Below are 18,020 nucleotides of genomic sequence, written 5' to 3'. Positions count from 1 at the left end.
CGCGGGCGGGCCGGGGAGGCCGGTGACGCCCGCCGTCCGCGTGCCGCGTCCCTCAGGTGCGGGGAGCACACTCCCGGACGCCGTCGGTGCGGCGGGGCAGACCGTAGGGGTTGGCGTCGGAGAGCTCGGGCGGAAGGAGGCCGGCAGGGAGGTTCTGGTAGCAGACGGGGCGCAGGAACCTCCGCAGCGCGAGCGTCCCCACCGAAGTGGTGCGGCCGTCCGATGTGGCGGGGAAGGGCCCGCCATGCACCATCGCGTGGCTCACCTCCACCCCGGTCGGCCAGCCGTCGAACAGGACCCGGCCGGCCGTGTCCTCAAGTACCGGCAGCAGCTCCGCGGCCACCGGACCGTCGCCCTCCCCGTGGTGGACGGTCGCGGTGAGCTGTCCCCGCAGGGCGTCGGCCACCTCCGTGAGCTGGTCCGGGTCCCGGCAGACGACCACGGTCGACGCCGCGCCGAACGCCTCCTCCTGGAGTCCGGGATTCTCCAGGAAGTCCTGGGCGGTGACGGTGAACAGTCTGGCCACCGCCGTGTTCTCGCCCTCCCCCGGCAGGCCGGTGGCGATCTCCTGGACCCCCGCCTCGTCCCGCAGCCTCTCCGCCGCCTCCTCGTAGGCCCGGTGGATGCCCGCTGTCAGCATGGTCTGTGCGGCCCCGCGGCCGATGGCGGCCGACGCGGAGGCGAGGAAGCGGTCGAGGTCCTCTCCGGCCACCGCGATCACCAGGCCGGGGTTGGTGCAGAACTGCCCCGCGCCGAGCGTCAGTGATCCGGTGAAGCCCTCGGCCAGCTCTTCGACCCGCTCCCTGAGCGCGCCCGGCAGCAGGAAGACCGGGTTGACGCTGCTCATCTCGGCGTGGACCGGGATCGGGACCGGGCGGGCCGCGGCCGTACGCAGCAGGGCGAGGCCGCCGGCCTGCGAGCCGGTGAACCCGACCGCGCGAATCCGGGGGTCCGCCACCAGGGCCTGCCCGAGGTCGTTGCCGGCCCCGAAGAGGAGGGAGAACACGCCTTCGGGCAGCCCGCAGTCCCGGACGGCCGCCGCCACGGCGGAGCCGACCAGCTCGGAGGTGCCCAGGTGGGCCTGGTGGCCCTTCACCACGACCGGGCAGCCCGCCGCCAGTGCCGCCGCGGTGTCCCCTCCGGCCACGGAGAAGGCGAGCGGGAAGTTGCTCGCGCCGAAAACCGCCACCGGCCCGACCGCGATGTGCCGCCGGCGCAGATCGGGCCCCGCCGGACGGCGGCCGGCGGGCGGGGCCGGGTCGATGTGGACCTCGGCCCACTCCCCGGTGCGGATCTCTTCGGCGAAGAGGCGCAACTGCCCGGTGGTGCGGTCGCGTTCTCCGCTGATCCGGCCCCTGGGCAGGCCGCTCTCGGCGACGGCCCGGTCGATGAGCTCGTCCCCCAGCTCCTCGACGCGGTCCGCGATCCGCTCCAGGAACGCGGCCCGGTCGGCGGGCGGCAGGGAGCGGTAGCGTACGGCGGCACGGGCCGCGCGCTCGCAGGCGTCGCGGACGTCCGGCGCGCCGCCCGAGGGGTAGGCCGGTTCCAGAGGGGTGTCGGTCCGGGGGTCGGACGAGCGGATGGCGGGACCGGTTCCGCGGCGCCGTTCCGCGCCGATGAACATGGCTCCTTCGAGGGGCATGGTGGTACCTCTTCATGTCGGGGACCGGGAGGTCATGTCGGGGTCCGCGGAGTGACGGGGCGCGGCCGGGAGGCCGCGCCCCGTGGGGCGGTCAGCTCCGCCGGTCGACGGCCAGGATGTGCAGGCAGGACAGGACGGTCTCGCCGTGCTGGTTGGTGCCGGTGTACTGCTTGGTCACGAGCCCGATTCCGGGCTTTCGGTGCTCGCGCACCTCGGTCACCACGCTGGTGGCCGACACGGTGTCACCTGCGAGGACGGGCCGGGGAAACCTGATCCGTTCGTAGCCGTACGCCACCGCGCGCGGGTTGTACTCGACGGTGAGTCCCACGACCAGGCCGAAGGTCAGCACGCCGTGGACGAGCCGGCCGCCGAACCGCTCCTCGGCGAAGGCGCGGTCCATATGGGCCGGGTGGAAGTCCATGGTCAGCCCGGCGAAGGTGCTGATGTCGCCCTGGTCCAGGGTCCGGGAGCCGCCCTCCTGGGCCTCTCCCACCGTGTAGTCCTCGAAGTAGCGCTCCACGAGGCGCATGGTCAGACCACCGCCTTCGCGGTCGGGGCCGCGCCGCCCGGGTCGGAGGAGTTCCAGGTGTCCTCGGAGGCGAAGGCCGCGTCGTCGCCCTGGCGGGCGTCCGACCGGAAGAACTTCGAGTAGTGGACGGAGACGAGCGCGATGGAGGCGTAGACGACCATGCAGACCGCGATGGGCCACCAGCTGTCCGCCGCCCGGTAGAGCGCCGTCGCCACCAGGGGGGTCGTGCCGGCGAGGATGGCGCCGCTGGTCTCGCGGGCGAACGCCACGCCCGAGTAGCGCAGTGCGGGCGGGAACATCTCCGGGAGGAAGGCGGCCTGGGCGGCGTAGCAGACCGCGACGGAGCAGACGAAGCAGATCACCAGGGCGGCGATGATCAGCGGAGTCCTGTGGGTGTCGATCAGCGCGAACATCGGGAAGGGCCACGCGATGCCGAAGGCCGTTCCGTAGAGGAAGAGCCTGCGGCGCCCGATGCGGTCGCCCAGGGCGCCGAAGAACGGCATGAAGAGGGCTCCCGATACCAGGACCACCGCGTTGACCGCCAGGGCGAGACCGGCCGCCAGCCCCACGTTGTCCGTGAGGTAGCTCAGAATCCACACCTGGGGGATGTAGGAGTATCCGCTCAGGATGACGTTGGAGCCCAGCGCCACCAGCAGGCGTCGCTTCTCCGTGCGCAGCAGTTGGGCGAGCGGGACCTTCGGTGCCTCCTCGGACTCCTTGACCGCTTCGAAGGAGTCCGTCTCCGCCACCTTGCGGCGGATGTAAAAGGAGACCGCCAGGAGCAGCAGGCTGAGCAGGAAGGGCAGCCGCCATCCCCAGGTGTAGAAGTCGTCCCCGGTGAGTGCCAGGACACCCTGGAAGACGGAGAGCCCCAGCGCCGAGCCGATCCACACGCCCGCGCCCGACCACGAGGCGTAGAAGCCCCGTCGGGAGGGCGGGGCCGACTCGGAGGACAGGACCACGGCACCGGCGTACTCCGCCCCGGCGCCGAGCCCCTGGGCCAGTCGCAGGACGACCAGCAGCAGCGGTGCGAGGAATCCCACGCTGTCGTGTCCGGGGAGCACGCCGATCAGTGCGGTGCTGATGCCCATCAGCGCGAGGGTGACCACCATGACCGGTTTGCGGCCGATCCGGTCGCCGAGGTGCCCGAACACCATGCCGCCGAAGGGGCGGGCGAAGTAGCCGACCGCGAAGGTGGCGAACGAGGCCATCAGGCCGACGAACGGGTCGTCGGTCCCGAAGAAGTAGTCCTTGAAGATCAGGGTCGCCGCGGCACCGTAGAGGCCGAAGTCGTACCACTCGACGAGGCTGCCCACCGCCGAGGCCATCGAGGCCCGGCGGGCCCGGACCGTGGCCTCGCGGGTGACGGGGACTGGGGACGTATCCATGTCTGCTCCATTGCTGTGATGGACCATCTCGCTGAAAGGGGTGTGCTCAGCCCTCCGGCTGTGCGGGGTGGGTGCGCGCGGGAAAGAGCGGGGGGCCGCGGCTACTCGGTGGGGGCGCAGAAGACGACGCCGTCCTCGGCCAGGCGGCCGATGGCGTCGTCGGGAAGTCCGAGCTCGCTCAGCACTTCCCGGCTGTGCTGGCCGTTGACGGGAGCGGGGCGCTCCACGGTCTGCGGGCTGGCGGCGAGCCTGAAGGGGAACCCGGGGGTGGTCACGGTCCCTTCGGTGGGGTGCTCGTAGGTGAGGAAGGACCCGTTGTGCACGACCTGGGGGTCGGTGAGCAACTGGTCGTAGTCGTAGACGGGGCCGCACCACACTCCGGCCGCCTCCAGGGTCTCCAGCCAGTGGCCGGTGGTCTCCCGGCGCAGGTTCTCCTCGACGAGCGCGGAGATCGCGTCGCGTTCCGTGAAGCCGTCGCGCTCCGCCTCGTAACCGGCCAGCCGGGGATCGCCCATCACCTCGGCCAGGGTGGCGGGCTCGGCGAAGGAGAGCGCCACATGTCCGTCGCGGGTGGGGTAGATCCCGTACGGGGCCCGGATGTAGCTGTGGGCGTGGATGTGTTCACTGCGGCTCTGGCGCACCCCGCCCACCGTACGCACGGTGATCTCCTGCATCTGGGCGGCGATGATCGCGTCGAGCATGTTGACCTCGACCAGCTGCCCCTGGCCGGTGCGCTGGCGGTGGAAGAGCGCGGCGAGGGCCCCTTCGAACGCGGAGTAGGCGGCGAAGGCGTCGACCAGGAAGAACGGGGCCGCGAGCGGCGCGGCGCCGGGCTCGCCGGCGCTGAACAGGGCCCCGCTCATGGCCTGTAGGAGGAGATCCTGCCCCGGCCGCTTGGCGTACGGTCCGCTCTCCCCGTACCCGGAGACGGAGACGTACACGAGGTCCGGTTTGATCGCGCGGAGCGTCTCGTAGTCCACGCCGAGGCGCTGCGCGACGCCGGGGCGGTAGTTCTGGAGGAACACGTCCGCGGTGGCCACCAGCTCGCGCACCAGCCGGCTGCCCTCCGGCGACTTGAGGTCCACGGACAGGCTGCGCTTGTTGCGGTTGAGCGAGAGGAACGAGGCGTTGACCTCGTTGCCCTGGGCCCCTCCGGCCGCCGCGTGACGCTGCCACTCCCCCGTGGTGGGCTCGACCTTGATCACGTCGGCCCCGAGGTCCGCCAGCTTCATGGCGGCGAACGGTCCGGACATCGCGATCGAGAGATCGAGTACGCGAATCCCTTCGAGAACCTTCATGAGCAGCCTCTTCATATAGTGCTGAAAGGGGGCAAAAGCAGGAAACCCTTGCCCACACGAGGAATGTTAGCGCTATCGGCAGCGCTAACAGAAGAGCTGGGGAGAAACATGACGGACATCGGCCGTTAGCAATACGGAGCGTCGCCACCCGCCCCGGTGACGACCCGGGTGCCGGGGCGGAGCAGGGCCGGTGACTGCGTAGAGTTGTGTGCGCGAGGCCATCCGTGATCGTCCGTCAGCACAGAGGGGCACCACCCAGCATGAGCAGCCGCGACGCCGCGGCGGAACCGGTTCGCCGGCGCCGCTCGGGCACCCGGTCCGTGACGCTTCAGGACGTCGCCGCGATCGCCGGAGTATCGGCCCAGACCGTCTCCCGGGTCCTGCGGATACCTGACGAGGTCAGCCCCGCGACCCGGGACCGGGTGCTGGCCGCACTGCGCGAGGCCGGTTATGTGCCCAACCTGTCGGCGCGCAATCTGGCGTCGAACCGCAGCAAGATCGTCGCCACGGTGATCCCGTCGGTCTCGGCCTCCATCTTCTCCGAGACCCTGACCGGCCTGTCCTCGGTGCTGGCCCCGGAGGGCTACCAGCTCCTGCTCGGCTACACGGACTACGATGACAAGCGCGAGGAGGAGCTGATCCGCTCCCTGCTCGGCCGCCGCCCCGACGGGTTCTTCATGACGGGAGCCCTGCACAGCCCCGCGGTGATCAAGATGCTCAAGGCGGCGCGCGTGCCCGTCGTGGAGACCTGGGACTGGACCGACACCCCGCTGGACACCCTCGTCGGCTTCTCGAACGAGGACGCCATGCACGCGATGGTCACCTGCCTCCACCAGTCGGGCTACCGCGCCCCCTGCTTCGTCGGCTCACTGCTGGAGGGCGACCACCGGTCGCTGCGGCGGCTGGACGGGTACCGGCGCGCGGTGAACACGTACTGGCCGGGCCGGGAGCCTCGGGTGGTCGACGCCTCTGCCTATCCGCTGAACCTGGAGTCGGGCGGACAGCTGCTGGAGGTCGCCCGCCAGGCGCACCCCGACAGCGACGTGCTCGTCTTCTCCACCGACATCTACGCCAACGGGGCGCTGCTCGCGGCGGCCGCGCGCTCCATCGCTGTGCCGGACGAGATCGCGGTGTCCGGGTTCGGTGACTTCGAGCTGTCCCGGCTGCTGCGGCCCGGTCTGACCACGGTGTCCCTGCCCAACACCACCATCGGCCAGGAGGCGGCCCGCATGCTGCTGACGAGGATGCGGGGCGAGAAGCCGGAGACCGCGAAGGTGGACATGGGCTTCGAGATCCGCCGCCGCGAGAGCGCCTGACGCCCGGGGCACGCGCACCGGGCGGCCCGGCAGCCGCGGCGGGAACCCGCCGCATGAGCCACGGGGCCGGGCGCCACCGCCGCGTCACAGCGGCCGGATCAGAGCAGTCCCCGGCGCGCGAGGCCCGTCATCAGCGCCCGAACCCCGTACGTCCACGGCGCGCACTCCTGGGAGTACCGGATCTCGTGGGCCAGGGTGCCCAGCTCCGGCGTCGAGACGCGTACGACGTCTCCGGGGTGGTGGGTGAAGCCCCGGCCGGGCTCGTCCCGGTCGTTGACCGGGGCGAACATCGTGCCGAGCAGCAGGACCACCCCGTCCGGGTACTGGTGGTGCTCCCCCATGAGCTGCCGGACCAGATCCTCCGGCGCCCGGCTGGACCGCCCCTGCGACGACTTGCCGCACAGGACGTAGCCGTCCCGCCCGTACACCTCCAGACGTACGGTCGTCGACCGGATGGCGTCGAGGCCGAAGGTGTCGTCGAACAGCCTGAGGAAGGGGCCCAGTACGCAGGAGGCGTTGTTGTCCTTCGCCTTGGGCAGCAGGAGGGCCGAACGCCCTTCGTAGTCGCGGAGGTTGATGTCATTACCCAGGGTCGCGCCGACGATCGCGCCCCGGGAGGAGACCACCAGCGCGACTTCCGGCTCGGGGTTGTTCCACTCCGATTCGCGCAGCACCCCGGCGCGGCTCCCCGGGCCGACCGCCGAGAGCGGCAGGGCCTTGGTGAAGATCTCCGCGTCGGGCCCGATGCCGACCTCCAGGTACTGGCTCCAGTCGCCGCGGGCGACCAGGCGCCGCTTGACCTCGGCCGCCTCGGGCGTACCCGGGCGCAGACCGTGCAGATCGCCCCCGAGCACCTCGGCCAGCTCCGCGCGGATGCCCGCGGCGGCGGCCGGGTCGCCCTTGGCCCGCTCCTCGATCAGCCGTTCCACCATGGAGGCCGCGAAGGTGACCCCGGCGGCCTTCACCGGCTGGAGGTCCACCGGGGCCAGGAAGCGTGCCACCGAAGGGTCGTCGGGGTTGCGTACGGTCTGCGCCAGCAGTTCGTCGAGGCCGCCGATCCGTGGCCCGTCCGCCTCACGAAGGGCAGCGGCCGGCTGCTCCTCCTCACACAGCAGGGAGACGGTGGGGAAGGTGCCGGAGATGTCGTGGACGCCGTCCTCCCGGACGACGGCCGGCGAGGGTCCGGCCACCTCAGGGTTCCAGATTCTGGCAAGGAGGCTTCCTGCCGTGCCGTCCTGGGGGAGGGTGCTGCCGGCGGTGAGCTCCAGCGCCACGGCGGCATGGGGGTTGTCGGGGGTCATGGGGCCTGCTTTCGGTGTAGGGCCGGACGGCCGGGGAGAGCGGCGCGGCTTCCGGCCGCCGTCCGCCCGGACGGCCGGGGGGGGTGGTCACGGCGGTGCGGCCGGTCGGGGACCGGCGGGTGTCACACGTACGGCTCTTCGTCGGCGCCGCTCACGAGACGGCCTTGCGGGCGACGGCGCCGCCCGCCGTCGCGGCCACGCCTCCGTCGCGCAGCACCGTGCCGCGATGGAGGTCCTCCAGGTCGCCGTACAGTTCGACGGCCGGCCGGCCGAGCAGCAGCCCGCTCCGGAGCAGCTCCGAAGCCGCCTGCTGGAACCGCGTGTAGCCGGGGTGCCGGGGACGCACCCAGGCGCTCTCGGTGGTGGCGAGGGTGTCGGTGTAGAAGTGCCCGGCGCGCTCGTTCACACCGGGGTCGGTCCAGGCCTCGCGTCGGGCGGGCTGGCCCTCGTACCGGGGCAGGTGGTCCCGCTGGGCCTCGTCCGACAGCAGCCAGGCGATGTGCCCTGCCAGCTCCTCGGTGACGGGAGTCCGGCGCGATACGGCCAGCCCGGTCCCCCCCAGGACGGAGCCCAGCCGTCCGCCGGGGCGGCAGCGGGGCACGTCGGCGAAGCGTACGGGGCTGCCCTCGGCCGACGCGTAGTTGACGTAGCCGTATACGAACGGGCAGTAGGCGATCCGCCCGTCCGCGACCTGTTCCAGCAGCGCGATCGGGTTGAGGGTGGCCGTGGCCGGATCACAGCGGTCGAGGAACGCGCGCATCATCTCCAGCGCCTCGACTCCGGTCGCCGCGGTGGTCAGCGGGGCGGCGGTGCCCCGGCTGTCCGGGGCGTCGCCGAGAGCCACGCAGAGCGAGAAGTAGGTCAGCAGGGCGTGCGGTCCGGCGAGGGACAGGGCGCTGGGCACCGTGCCCGCCGCTTCCAGGGCCTGGGGCCAGGTCCGCGGCGGTTCGAGCCCCGATGCCCGGTGCAGGGCCGCGACCTGCGTCGCCACGTCCAGGGGCGCGGCCCACAACCGTCCGTCGACGGTGTACGAGCGGGCCGCGGAGCCGACGACGGCTGTCCGCCATTCCTGGAGAACGGCCGGGGGCAGCAGCTCGTCCAGCGGCCGGAGGGCGTCGGCCTCCAGCGCGTCCCCCAGGTGCGGGTGGTCGAGCACGACGAGGTCGTACCGCTCGCACAGCTCCCCGATGGGGTGCGACTCGAACCCCTCCAGCGGCTGGCTGTCCCAGGTGAGGGTGTGCTCGTGGGCCTCTGCGGAGAAGTGCGAGGCGGCGGCACGCAGGGCGACCGTGCCTCGGGGGTGTTCCCAGGTGAGCCCTCGGTAGTCGGTCATACGGACACCTTCAAGCGAGTGGGTGGAGGCAGCCGCCGACATTAAGTTAGCGCTACCGTTAGCGCTAACTTACTACAGGCGTGTTTCCGGCGACACCCCCGCTGCCCCGAGCCGGGGCCAGGAGCTGATGGCAGCCTCATCGACCCTGCCGGTACGGCTCGGCGGCTGAGCGACGGCCACTGACCGTCGGCGGCACCGGCCCGGCGAACGGCTCGGGTCCACCCCGCCGGTGCCGGGTCAGGTGCCGGGCCGGTCAGGCGGACGGCCCGTTCCCGAGCAGCTCCTCGATCCGCTCCAGCTCGTCCGCCGTGAACTCCAGGTTCGCGACGGCCGCCACGCTGTTCTCCAGCTGGGTGACGCTGCTCGCGCCGACCACAGCCGAGGTGAGGCGGCCGCCGCGCAGGACCCACGCCAGGGCCAGCTGGGCGAGGGACTGGCCGCGCTCCTTCGCCAGGGCGTCCAGGGCGCGCAGCCGCTCCACCAGCTGGGGGGTGAGGGCGTCGGCCGTCAGGAACGGGCTGTCGCCCGCCGCCCGGGAGCCGGCCGGGATGCCGTTCAGGTAGCGGTCGGTGAGGATGCCCTGCTCCAGCGGGGAGTAGGCGATGGAGCCGACGCCCAGCTCGTCCAGCGCGGTGAGCAGCCCGTCCTCGGGGCGGCGGTCCAGCATCGAGTAGCGGGGCTGGTGGATGAGCAGGGGCGTGCCGAGGTCCTGGAGGATCGCGGCGGCCTCACGGGTCTGCTTGGCGGAGTAGTTGGAGAGGCCGACGTAGAGGGCCTTGCCCTGGCGTACGGCGGTGTCGAGGGCGCCCATCGTCTCTTCGAGCGGGGTGTCGGGGTCGGGGCGGTGGGAGTAGAAGATGTCGACGTACTCGACGCCCAGGCGCTTCAGGCTCCGGTCCAGGGAGGAGCGCAGATACTTCCGCGAGCCCCACTCCCCGTACGGGCCGTCCCACATGTGGTAGCCAGCCTTGGTGGAGATGACGATCTCGTCGCGCAGCTTCGCGAAGTCACCGGCGAGCGCGCGACCCAGGGTGAGTTCGGCGGAGCCGGGCGGCGGGCCGTAGTTGTTGGCGAGGTCGAAGTGGGTGATGCCCAGGTCGAAGGCGCGGCGCAGGATGCGGCCCTGCTCGTCGGGGGTGCGGTCGCCTCCGAAGTTGTGCCAGAGGCCGAGGGAGAGTGCGGGCAGCAGGAGGCCGCTGCGGCCGGTGCGCCGGTAGGGCATGGCGGAGTAGCGGTCGGCGGACGGCAGATACATGGGAGAGGGCTCCGCAGGGAGAGGGCCGGGGGACACGGCCCAGGTTTCCGCAGATGGATCCAGCAGTCCAACAGGAGATTCCGCTCGGATTCATCACCTACAGTCCTCAATCATGGAACTGCGTCAGCTGGAGCACTTCGTCGCCGTCGCCGAGGAGCAGCACTTCACCCGCGCCGCCGAGCGCCTCGCCGTCTCGCAGTCCGGGCTCTCCGCCTCGGTGCGGGCCCTGGAGCAGGAGCTGCGGACCCCGCTGTTCTCCCGCACCACGCGGACGGTGCGGCTCACCGAGGCGGGGCGGGCGCTGCTGGTGGAGGCGGAGCGCACGCTGGCGGGTGCGCGGGCGGCGCGGGACGCGGTCGATGCCGTACGGGGGCTGCTGCGCGGGACCCTGACGCTGGGCGTCGAACAGTGCGTGGCGGGGGTGAGCCCGGCCCGGCTGCTGGCCGCGTTCCACCGGGAGCACCCGCAGCTGGAGCTGCGGCTGCGGCAGGAGGGGACGAGCAGTCTGCTGGACGGGGTGGCCGGGGGGCGGCTGGACCTCGCGTTCGCGGCCACGGTCAGCCCGGCGGAGTGGCGCGGGGAGCTGATGCCGCTGGCGCGGGAGGAGATGGTGGTGCTGTGTGCGGCGGACCACCGGTTCGCCGGGCGGGAGCGGGTGGCGTGGGAGGAGCTGCCGGGTGAGTCGTTCATCGACTTCCACCCGGACTGGGGGCCTCGGCGTGCGGCGGACGAGGCGTTCGCGGCGGCGGGGGTCCGGCGCATGGTGGGCCTTGAGGTGAACGACGTGCACAGCCTGCTGGAGCTGGTGCAGGAGGGGCTGGGGATCGCGGTGGTGCCGCACCACTTCTCCCGCAAGCCGGAGGCGGCCCGGCTGATCGCGGTGGAGGCGGCGCCGGTGGGCGGGCGGCAGCCGGCGTACGAGAGCGTGGTGGTGCTTCCGGCGGCCCGGAGCCTGAGCCCGGGGGCGCGGGCGCTGATGCGGCTGGTGCGGGAGGACGCGGTGCGGGAGGCGGGGGTGCGCTGAGTCTTCGGGGTCCCGTGCCCTCGGGGCCTCGCGGGACTCGCGGGGCTCAGCTCACCCCCGTACGCCTCAGTCCTCGTGGCCCAGCTGGAGGTCCCGTTCCGTGCGGCCGCCGCCCGCCACCTGGAGCACCGTCGCGACCGGCGGGTATCCGGCGGCGATCACCGTGTACTCACCGGAGGACAGGTCCACGAACCGGAACGAGCCGTCGGCCCCCGTGGTGAGGGTGTCCACCACGTTGCCCGCCGCGTCCAGCAGCGTGACCCGGGCGTCCTCCACCGGACGGCCGCCGGTGGCCCGGACCACGCCGCGCAGCACGGCACCGCCCGCCAACTCGATGTCCTGCCGGGTCTCGCGGGCCGCCTGGACGCTGACCGGGAGGGCGGCGGGGCGGTAGGCGGGGGCGCTGGCGGCGAGGGTGTACTCGCCCGCGACCAGCTCGGTGATGACGTAGCCGCCCTCGCGCCCGGTGCGGGTGGAGGCGACGACCTCGCCGCGTACGTCGGTGAGGGTGACGGCCGCGTCCCGGACCGGCACACCGTCGGCGGTCAGGACGGACCCGGCGAGGCGTCCGGCGCCGCCGAGGACCACGTCCAGCTCCACGGGGCGGTCGCCCACGGTGACGCTGACGGCCTGCGGCTGGTGGCCGCCCGCCGCCGCGATGAGGACGTACGATCCGGCGCCCGGGACGCTCAGCGCGTACCGCCCGTCCTCGCCGCTGGCCCCGCGCCCGACCTGCTGACCCTGGACGTCGATGAGCGTGAGGGCGGCCCGGTCCACCTTCGTACCGTCCGGGTGCTGGACGCTGCCGCGGACGGGCACGCCGGAGAGGTGGCCCCCGGTGGTCCGGCCGGAGTCGGTGCGGGCGGCGGGGATCGGCGAGGGCTCGGTGGCCGCTTCGGGGCTGTGGTGGGACACCAGCGGTTTCTCCTTGAGGAAGAAGGCGAGGACCAGGCCGACGACGAGCACCGGCACGAGGTAGAGGAAGATGCGCGGCATCGCGTCGACGTACGCCTGGATGTAGGCGTCGCGCAGCGCGGGCTCCATCGCGTGGACGATCTGCGGGGTGATCGACTCGGGGGCGGGCAGCTCCACGCCGGTGGGCAGGCGGAGGCCGAGGGCGTCGGAGAGCCGCCCGGCGAAGAGCGTGCCGAAGATGGCGGCGCCGACGCTGCCGCCGATCTGCCGGAAGTAGTTGTTGGCGCTGGTGGCGGTGCCGAGGTCGGCGGGGCGTACGGAGTTCTGCACGGCGAGGACGAGCACCGACATGACCAGGCCGATGCCGGTGCCGAGGACGGCCTGCCAGAGGCTGTACTCCAGGCGGGAGGTGCCCCGTTCAAGGCCCGAGAGCAGCCACATGCCGACGACGGAGACGGCGCTGCCGACGATGGGGTAGATGCGGTAGCGGCCGGTACGGGTGATGAGCTGGCCGGAGACGATGGAGCCGCCGACGATGCCGAGCATCATCGGGAGCATCAGCAGCCCGGACTCGGTGGCGCTGGCCCCGTCCACCATCTGGAGATAGGTGGGCAGATAGCTGGCGGCGCCGAAGAGTGCGATGCCGATGACCGCGCCGACCAGGCCGGTGATGTTGAAGACGGAGTCGCGGAACAGCCTTGGCGGGATGATCGGTTCGGCCGCGCGGTGCTCCACCGCGACGAAGAGCAGCGTCGTGACGACGGCCCCCGCCGACAGGCCCAGGATGGTGCGCGAACCCCACGCGTACTCCGTGCCGCCCCAACTGGTCACCAGCACCAGGCAGGTGGAGGCGGCGGCCAGCAACACGGCACCCAGGACGTCGAGTCGGGGACGTACGGCAGGCTTGGGGAGCTTCAGCACGACGGCGATCACGGCGAACGTGACCAGGCCGAACGGCACGTTGATGTAGAAGCACCAGCGCCAGGAGGCGTGGTCGGTGAAGAAGCCGCCGAGCAGCGGTCCGGCCACCGAGGCGAGGCCGAAGACCGCGCCGATCAGGCCCATGTAGCGGCCGCGCTCCCGGGGCGGGACGATGTCCGCGATGATCGCCTGGACGCCGATCATGAGACCGCCGCCGCCGATGCCCTGGATCGCGCGGAAGGCGATCAGCTCGTCCATGGTCCGCGACCAGCCGGCCAGTGCGGAGCCGATGACGAAGACGACGATCGCGAACTGGAAGACGCCCTTGCGGCCGAAGAGGTCGCCGAGCTTGCCGTAGAGCGGCAGGACGATGGTGGAGGCGAGCAGATAGGCGGTGACCGCCCAGGACATCTTCTCCAGGCCGTGCAGCTCACCGACGATTCTCGGCAGGGCGGTCGCGACGATCATCTGGTCGAGGGCCGCGAGCAGCAGGGTGAGCATCAGCCCGAGGAAGACCATGCGGACCTGGCGCGGGCCGATCTCCTCGGCCGCCACCGGCGGTCCCGGGTCGGCCGGTGGCGGCGGTGGCTCCTCCAGGGGAGCGGCACTGCCCTCGGGCTCGTCCTTCACCAGCGTGATACCGCCCACCACGTAACGCTCCCCTTCGTCGCACCTGCGTCGCCCTTTCTCGCATCGCGTGGCAAGGCGGGGCAAACGGGATGAGGGGCGCGCAGGGCGCGTACGAAGGGCTTATGCGCCGGTGGGAGCCGCTACGGCGCACAACCGGCCACCCCGGAGAACCACCCGTTCCGGTGAGGCCGGCCGGCCTGCGGGAGCCGGGCCGTCCGAGGGCCCGGCGTCCGTGTGCGCGTCCTACTTCTCGACCTCGGTGGCGAGGTTCTGGAGCAGCTCGTCGTAGATCCGGCCGAGGCCCTTGGGGGCGAAGGTCCGCTCGAAGAAGCCGCCGATGCCGCCCGCGCCGTCCCAGACGGTGGTGACGACGGCCTTGGACTTCCCCTCGCCGGCCGGGGTGACGGTCCAGGTGGTGACCATGGAGGAGTTGCGGTCCTTCTCGACGAGCCGGCCGTCGGTCGGCTCGGTGACCTCCAGCAGGCAGTCGCGGACCCGCTTGCTGGTCGCCTGGAGCTTCCAGTGGACGAGGGTGCCCTCGCCGTCGCCGCCCTCCCGGACCTCGTACTCGCTGAAGTGCGGGGTCAGCACCTTGCCGCGGACGTCCTTGTAGTCGGCCAGCGCGTCGAACACCGCCTCTGGGTCCGCCGCGATGATCCGCTCCGTGGTGGCCTCGACCTGCGCCATGGCTGTTCCTCCAGCACTTCGGTTGTCCGGGGTGATTCAGGGAGTTGGGGGGGTGTTCCGGGCTGAGCCAACCACCTCGGGTACAGCCGCTCAAAATCGGGGTCGGCGGGGCGCCCGGGGTGCGGTCCGCACGACCAAGGGAACAAGTGTTCTATTCTGTGGCCAGTGCTACCGAGGAGGCGTCCATGCGCTGGGACAATCTGGTCGAAAACCGCCCCGTGACCGGCAACAGCGCGCTCTTCGCCGCGGACGCGGTGACCACGCGCACCTTCGACACCCCGGAATTCCGGGGCATCACGTTCCACGAGATCCGGGCCCGTTCGATCCTGAACCGGGTGCCCGGGGCCTCGCGGATGCCGTTCGAATGGACGGTGAACCCCTACCGGGGCTGCTCGCACGCCTGCGTGTACTGCTTCGCCCGCAAGACCCACAGCTATCTGGACCTGGACACCGGCATCGGGTTCGACTCCCAGATCGTCGTCAAGATCAACGCCGCCGAGCTGCTCCAGCGGGAGCTGGCCTCGCGGCACTGGCAGGGCGAGCACATCGCGATGGGCACCAACGTCGACTGCTACCAGCGGGCGGAGGGCCGCTACCGGCTCATGCCGGGCATCATCACCGCCCTGCGCGACCGGGCGAACCCCTTCTCGATCCTGACGAAGGGCACCCTGATCCTGCGCGACCTGGAGCTGCTGCGGCAGGCCGCCGAGGTGACCGAGGTCGGCGTCTCGGTCTCCGTCGGCTTCACCGACCGCGAGCTGTGGCGCACGGTCGAACCCGGCACCCCCTCCCCCGGCCGCCGCCTCGACGTCGTCCACGCCCTCACCGAGAGCGGGATCGGCTGCTCGGTCCTGATGGCCCCGGTGATCCCGTTCCTCGGCGACAGCCCCGAGCAGCTGCGCGCCACCGTCTCCGCCATCGCGGCGGCCGGGGCGACCTCGGTGACCCCGCTGGTGCTTCATCTGCGCCCCGGCGCGCGCGAGTGGTACCTGCGGTGGCTCGGGCTCCACCATCCGCACCTGGTACCGAGGTACGAGCGGATGTACGCGGACGGGGCGTATGCCCCCACCTGGTACCAGCGCCGGATCACCCGTCAGGTGCACGAGCTGGCGGACGAGTTCGGGATCGGCCCGGCGCACCGGGGCGAGGCCCGCCGGATCACCCCGGTACGGACACCGGAGGAGCCGGAGCCGGGGCCCACACAGCTCACCCTGCTCTGACGCAGTAGACACGCCCCTGTAGGCCTCCCGCAGACCCGATCGCGTGACCGTACGGGTCAACTCCGCGCGGAATCGGCCCCCGGCCCGTGGATCTCGGGGACCATGCGGCGGGGACCGGCCGACCGCCGCCGCGTCCCCTCCACCTCGGGAGGCCCCATGACGAAACGTGCAGGAATTCTGGTCGCCGCCGGTGCGACGGTCGCCGGTCTGCTGGCCGCCGCTCCGGCCCCGGCCGCCGCCTCCTCCGGGACGGGCGCGCCGCCCGCCCCGGAGCTCGCGTGGACCGACTGTCCGACGGAGAACCATCCGACGCTCCAGTGCGCCAAGGTCGACGCCCCGCTGGACCACTCCGACCCCTCGGGCCGCCGGGTCACCCTCGCCCTGTCCCGGATCCCGCACACCGCGAAGACGTTCCAGGGCCCGCTGCTGGTCAACCCGGGCGGGCCGGGCGGCAGCGGCCTGTCGATGGCCGGGTTCGTGGCGTCGGCGCTGCCGAAGAAGGTGGCGTCCCAGTACGACGTGATCGGGTTCGACCCGCGCGGGGTCGGCAGGAGCACCCCGAAGCTGAACTGCCTGCCCGGCCACTCCGACCCGGTGCGCCCGGACTCGGTGCCCGCCTCCTTGCGGGACGAGCGGATCAACCGCGACCGGGCCGCCGCCTTCGCCCGCGCCTGCGGCGAGAAGCACGGCGACGTGCTGCCGTACATGGACACCGTCAGTGCGGCGAAGGACCTCGATGTGATCCGCCGGGCGCTGGGCTCGGAGCAGATCAACTACTTCGGCTACTCGTACGGCACCTACCTCGGCGCGGTCTACGCGAAGCTGCACCCGGAGCGGGTGCGGCGCCTCGTCCTGGACTCGGTGGTCGGGCCCGACGACGTCTGGTACGAGGGCAACCTGAACCAGGACTACGCCTTCGACGACCGCCACAAGGCGTTCGCGGCCTGGGTGGCGAAGCACGACGCGACGTACGGGCTGGGCACCGACCCGGCCGGGGTCGAGGCCGCCTGGTACCGGATGCGGGCGGCCGTCGCGGCGGAGCCTGCGGGCGGCAAGGTCGGGGCGAGCGAGCTGGAGGACACGTTCCTGCCCGGCGGGTACTACAACGGCTACTGGCCCTACCTCGCCGAGGCGTTCGCCGCGTACGTGAACGGCCAGGACACCGAGGCGCTGGTGACGGCGTACGAGAACTTCGGCGCCACCGGCGCGGGCGGCGACAACAGCTACTCCGTCTACACCGCCGTCCAGTGCCGCGACGCCGGCTGGCCCCGGCACTGGAGCGACTGGCGCAACGACACGCGCCGCATCCACGACAAGGCGCCCTTCATGGCCTGGAACAACACCTGGTACAACGCGCCGTGCGCGAGCTGGCCGGTGGCACCGCTCACCCCGGTCCAGGTCACCAACCACCGCCTCCCGGCGACCCTGATCCTCCAGGCCACCGACGACGCGGCGACCCCGTACGCGGGCGCGGTCTCCATGCACCGCAAGCTGAAGGGCTCCAGCTTCGTGGTGGAGGAGGGCGGCGGCAACCACGGCATCACGCTCAGCGGCAACCCCTGCCTGGACAAGCACCTGACGGCCTATCTGACCGACGGGACCGTCCCGCGCGGCCGGGGCGAGGGCGAGGCGGACGCGGTCTGCGCGGCGCTCCCGGACCCGAAGCCGCTGCCGGCCGCGAAGGCGGCGGCCCAGTCGGTGGACAACAGCGCGGGCAGCCGTCTGCACGGGCTGCTGGGGCCGCGCCACTGACAGCCCGCCCCGGGGGCCCTTACCGCAGCCGCCCCAGCGCCTCCGAGGCCGCCGTGCCCAGGCGCGGGTGCGGAAGGGCCGCCGTGAGGACGGTGCGGGCCCGCCGGTCGCCGAGCTGGCCGAGCCCCTCCACACAGGCGAGCGCCACCCTCCAGTGCGGCTCCCCCGGGGCCAGCAGCCGGTGGAGGGTGGCGACCAGCGCGGGCACCGCCTCCGGGGTCCGCAGGATGGTGAGCAGGCGCACCGGGTGCACGGCGTACGCGGTGCGCAGCGCGTTGGTGGCGAGCGCGGCGGCGGCCCGGGAGGTGCGGGGGTCGTTCAGCTCGGCCAGGGCGTGGCAGGCGGAGACGCAGCGTTCGGGGTCGCGGTGGTTGAGCAGGAGCACCAGCGCCTCGAACGCCCGCCGGTCGCCGGCGCAGCCCAGCCGGAACGCGGCGATCTCGCGGGCCCACAGCGGACGTCCGGGCTCCACCAGGACCCGGGCCAGCACCTCGTTGTCGTCGGTCGCCGCCAGCAGGTCGTACGCGGCGGACCCGGCCGCCTCGTCCCGTAACCGGTCCAGGAGCGAACGGAGTTCCTCATCCATGACGCTCAGCGTATCGATGAACACGCTGCGTGGGGGCCGGGCCGGGAGAGCCGATGTGGTCCAGCGCACAAAGACTCAGGGGTGGCGCGCTCGTTACTCGCCGGTTAATCTCATCTGAGCGGGAACACACTTCCCCGCGACTCCGGTGGCCTGGTGACGCAGCCACCCGGAGTGCTTGTCGGTTCGGCAGTTCCAGTGCGACGCGACTCCGGGACAGAGTCCG

The 18,020-nt window shown here is 72.3% G+C and carries 14 protein-coding genes; 4 read left to right on the top strand and 10 right to left on the bottom strand.

Annotated features, from left to right (window positions below):
- Window positions 1-52: 52 nt before the first annotated feature.
- The 4 genes from GTY67_RS30225 to GTY67_RS30210 form a co-directional block, all read right to left on the bottom strand.
- A complete protein-coding gene (locus tag GTY67_RS30225; RefSeq protein WP_161281132.1) occupies window positions 53-1,642 on the bottom strand; it encodes an aldehyde dehydrogenase (NADP(+)) in 1,590 nt (529 codons plus the stop codon).
- A 91-nt stretch (window positions 1,643-1,733) separates the two neighbouring features.
- Window positions 1,734-2,171, bottom strand: a complete 438-nt coding sequence (locus GTY67_RS30220) for a MaoC family dehydratase (protein ID WP_093693793.1) — start codon at window positions 2,169-2,171, stop codon at window positions 1,734-1,736.
- A 2-nt stretch (window positions 2,172-2,173) separates the two neighbouring features.
- The gene (locus tag GTY67_RS30215) at window positions 2,174-3,559 is read right to left on the bottom strand and encodes an MFS transporter (RefSeq protein ID WP_161281131.1); all 1,386 of its coding nucleotides are present in this window, start codon (window positions 3,557-3,559) and stop codon (window positions 2,174-2,176) included.
- 101 nt (window positions 3,560-3,660) lie between these two features.
- Window positions 3,661-4,857, bottom strand: coding sequence for a CoA transferase (locus GTY67_RS30210; RefSeq protein ID WP_161281130.1), 1,197 nt, complete (start codon window positions 4,855-4,857; stop codon window positions 3,661-3,663).
- 260 nt (window positions 4,858-5,117) lie between these two features.
- Here GTY67_RS30210 and GTY67_RS30205 point away from each other — a divergent pair, with 260 nt between their 5' ends.
- Complete coding sequence (locus tag GTY67_RS30205) at window positions 5,118-6,173, top strand: LacI family DNA-binding transcriptional regulator (RefSeq protein WP_161281129.1); 1,056 nt, start codon at window positions 5,118-5,120, stop codon at window positions 6,171-6,173.
- 98 nt (window positions 6,174-6,271) lie between these two features.
- Here GTY67_RS30205 and GTY67_RS30200 read toward each other — a convergent pair whose 3' ends face one another.
- The 3 genes from GTY67_RS30200 to GTY67_RS30190 all read right to left on the bottom strand — a co-directional run bounded on the left by GTY67_RS30200 (window position 6,272) and on the right by GTY67_RS30190 (window position 10,062).
- Window positions 6,272-7,474 carry a fumarylacetoacetate hydrolase family protein gene (locus GTY67_RS30200; protein ID WP_161281128.1) on the bottom strand — a complete coding sequence of 401 codons (1,203 nt, stop codon included), beginning with the start codon at window positions 7,472-7,474 and terminating at the stop codon, window positions 6,272-6,274.
- 151 nt (window positions 7,475-7,625) lie between these two features.
- Complete coding sequence (locus GTY67_RS30195; protein WP_161281127.1) at window positions 7,626-8,807, bottom strand: ABC transporter substrate-binding protein; 1,182 nt, start codon at window positions 8,805-8,807, stop codon at window positions 7,626-7,628.
- A 253-nt stretch (window positions 8,808-9,060) separates the two neighbouring features.
- Window positions 9,061-10,062, bottom strand: coding sequence for an aldo/keto reductase (locus tag GTY67_RS30190; protein ID WP_161281126.1), 1,002 nt, complete (start codon window positions 10,060-10,062; stop codon window positions 9,061-9,063).
- 112 nt (window positions 10,063-10,174) lie between these two features.
- Between GTY67_RS30190 and GTY67_RS30185 the strand changes: the two genes are divergently transcribed.
- Window positions 10,175-11,086, top strand: a complete 912-nt coding sequence (locus tag GTY67_RS30185; RefSeq protein WP_161281125.1) for a LysR family transcriptional regulator — start codon at window positions 10,175-10,177, stop codon at window positions 11,084-11,086.
- 66 nt (window positions 11,087-11,152) lie between these two features.
- Here GTY67_RS30185 and GTY67_RS30180 read toward each other — a convergent pair whose 3' ends face one another.
- Both GTY67_RS30180 and GTY67_RS30175 read right to left on the bottom strand, forming a co-directional pair.
- The gene (locus GTY67_RS30180) at window positions 11,153-13,573 is read right to left on the bottom strand and encodes an MFS transporter (RefSeq protein WP_161281124.1); all 2,421 of its coding nucleotides are present in this window, start codon (window positions 13,571-13,573) and stop codon (window positions 11,153-11,155) included.
- A gap of 222 nt (window positions 13,574-13,795) precedes the next feature.
- On the bottom strand, window positions 13,796-14,239 hold the full coding sequence (locus GTY67_RS30175) for an SRPBCC family protein (protein ID WP_161281123.1): 444 nt from the start codon (window positions 14,237-14,239) through the stop codon (window positions 13,796-13,798).
- Between the two features lie 185 nt (window positions 14,240-14,424).
- Here GTY67_RS30175 and GTY67_RS30170 point away from each other — a divergent pair, with 185 nt between their 5' ends.
- Both GTY67_RS30170 and GTY67_RS30165 read left to right on the top strand, forming a co-directional pair.
- The gene (locus GTY67_RS30170; protein WP_161281122.1) at window positions 14,425-15,459 is read left to right on the top strand and encodes an Rv2578c family radical SAM protein; all 1,035 of its coding nucleotides are present in this window, start codon (window positions 14,425-14,427) and stop codon (window positions 15,457-15,459) included.
- Between the two features lie 156 nt (window positions 15,460-15,615).
- Complete coding sequence (locus tag GTY67_RS30165) at window positions 15,616-17,211, top strand: alpha/beta hydrolase (protein ID WP_161281121.1); 1,596 nt, start codon at window positions 15,616-15,618, stop codon at window positions 17,209-17,211.
- Between the two features lie 19 nt (window positions 17,212-17,230).
- Here the strand turns inward: GTY67_RS30165 and GTY67_RS30160 are convergent, their stop codons facing one another.
- The gene (locus tag GTY67_RS30160) at window positions 17,231-17,821 is read right to left on the bottom strand and encodes an adenylosuccinate lyase (protein ID WP_093693804.1); all 591 of its coding nucleotides are present in this window, start codon (window positions 17,819-17,821) and stop codon (window positions 17,231-17,233) included.
- Window positions 17,822-18,020 lie beyond the last annotated feature (199 nt).

Source organism: Streptomyces sp. SID8374, assembly GCF_009865135.1.
In the GTDB taxonomy this organism is placed as follows: Bacteria; Actinomycetota; Actinomycetes; order Streptomycetales; family Streptomycetaceae; genus Streptomyces.
This window is presented reverse-complemented; position numbering and strand designations above follow the sequence as displayed.

What these genes read in the sequence shown, in the direction of transcription:
- GTY67_RS30225 (WP_161281132.1), bottom strand. Translation starts at nt 1,642, where the DNA reads ATGCCCCTCGAAGGAGCCATGTTCATCGGCGCGGAACGGCGCCGCGGA.
- GTY67_RS30220 (WP_093693793.1), bottom strand. Translation starts at nt 2,171, where the DNA reads ATGCGCCTCGTGGAGCGCTACTTCGAGGACTACACGGTGGGAGAGGCC.
- GTY67_RS30215 (WP_161281131.1), bottom strand. Translation starts at nt 3,559, where the DNA reads ATGGATACGTCCCCAGTCCCCGTCACCCGCGAGGCCACGGTCCGGGCC.
- GTY67_RS30210 (WP_161281130.1), bottom strand. Translation starts at nt 4,857, where the DNA reads ATGAAGGTTCTCGAAGGGATTCGCGTACTCGATCTCTCGATCGCGATG.
- GTY67_RS30205 (WP_161281129.1), top strand. Translation starts at nt 5,118, where the DNA reads ATGAGCAGCCGCGACGCCGCGGCGGAACCGGTTCGCCGGCGCCGCTCG.
- GTY67_RS30200 (WP_161281128.1), bottom strand. Translation starts at nt 7,474, where the DNA reads ATGACCCCCGACAACCCCCATGCCGCCGTGGCGCTGGAGCTCACCGCC.
- GTY67_RS30195 (WP_161281127.1), bottom strand. Translation starts at nt 8,807, where the DNA reads ATGACCGACTACCGAGGGCTCACCTGGGAACACCCCCGAGGCACGGTC.
- GTY67_RS30190 (WP_161281126.1), bottom strand. Translation starts at nt 10,062, where the DNA reads ATGTATCTGCCGTCCGCCGACCGCTACTCCGCCATGCCCTACCGGCGC.
- GTY67_RS30185 (WP_161281125.1), top strand. Translation starts at nt 10,175, where the DNA reads ATGGAACTGCGTCAGCTGGAGCACTTCGTCGCCGTCGCCGAGGAGCAG.
- GTY67_RS30175 (WP_161281123.1), bottom strand. Translation starts at nt 14,239, where the DNA reads ATGGCGCAGGTCGAGGCCACCACGGAGCGGATCATCGCGGCGGACCCA.
- GTY67_RS30170 (WP_161281122.1), top strand. Translation starts at nt 14,425, where the DNA reads ATGCGCTGGGACAATCTGGTCGAAAACCGCCCCGTGACCGGCAACAGC.
- GTY67_RS30165 (WP_161281121.1), top strand. Translation starts at nt 15,616, where the DNA reads ATGACGAAACGTGCAGGAATTCTGGTCGCCGCCGGTGCGACGGTCGCC.